Origin of the sequence: Bacillus sp. JJ722 (assembly GCF_036963345.1) — a bacterium.
Lineage (GTDB): Bacteria > Bacillota > Bacilli > Bacillales > DSM-1321 > Bacillus_AD.
Map to the genome: position 1 here is coordinate 1 of NZ_JBALMO010000253.1, position 930 is coordinate 930.

Genomic DNA, 930 nt, shown 5'->3' on the forward strand with positions numbered 1-930 from the left:
CTGGATCTTTTGTTAAGCGACCAACTAAAACCACTCGATTAATCATCTAAAATTCCCTACCTTTTAATAAAATTTAGTAAAACGTCTTCCATACCATGCATGTTATTACCCATCCTAGAAACATACCTGACAAAAAAGTTTTAGTATGAAATTTCATTTCAAAGCCCCCTTATTGTAAGGAAAAAAGAGAACAAGATTTTTTCCTGTTCTCTTTCAAGCAAACGTTATATTATTTTGTACCCCAACCCGGAGTATCTGTTACTTTTCCTGTTACTCCATCTAAAAAGAATTGTCCAATTGTTGAGTAACCATTTTTCAGGAAATCCATCGCAATAATTAATAAGATAATCCCTAGAGCAATCGCAGCATACATTAACCAACCTTCTTCTAAAAGACCTCTAGCCGATTTTTCCTCTTTTAAAAAGTTCATTACCTTTTGAGCCATTTTTTGTTTTTGTAACTCCATAGATGTTGCTGCTTTCATAAAAATAGTGTTCATAAATAATTTCCTCCTAGATNNAAAAAAACCTCTAACCATTTGGATAGAGATTTACTTACATCATTGTTGAAAATGCATCGGCTATCATAATAAAGATGAATGTTAATATGATAGCGATTAGAGGGAAAATCATCGGCATAATATAACGCTCCACTTTGTCCGGATGAGTCTCCAATAATTCCATATAGGTTTCTTCTTGTAACTCCTTCATAATCGTTATTTGATCTTCTATAAGGCGTTTAGCAGCATCCGCATCAACCTTCATAATTTGGTTTAAAACCATGACAAACTCTTTGGCTTCTCGTAGTTGAATAGAATCCGCAAAGTCCATGTAAGGTTTTGAACTAGAAGGATATAATACGATTTGAGCAATTAAGTCTTCTACTAAAGGTTTGATATGACTACCAGCATGTTCAATTGATTTTTTAGTT

The 930-nt window shown here is 33.2% G+C and carries 1 protein-coding gene and 1 pseudogene; both read right to left on the bottom strand.

All coding sequences use genetic code 11. The features are described 5' to 3' along the window. Nucleotides 1-229 precede the first annotated feature (229 nt). On the bottom strand, nt 230-499 hold the full coding sequence (locus tag V7014_RS22955; RefSeq protein WP_335510702.1) for a hypothetical protein: 270 nt from the start codon (nt 497-499) through the stop codon (nt 230-232). A gap of 55 nt (nt 500-554) precedes the next feature. Next, nucleotides 555-930 (bottom strand): annotated as a pseudogene (locus tag V7014_RS22960) (hypothetical protein); the annotation flags it as partial.

What these genes read in the sequence shown, in the direction of transcription:
- V7014_RS22955 (WP_335510702.1), bottom strand. Translation starts at nt 499, where the DNA reads ATGAACACTATTTTTATGAAAGCAGCAACATCTATGGAGTTACAAAAA.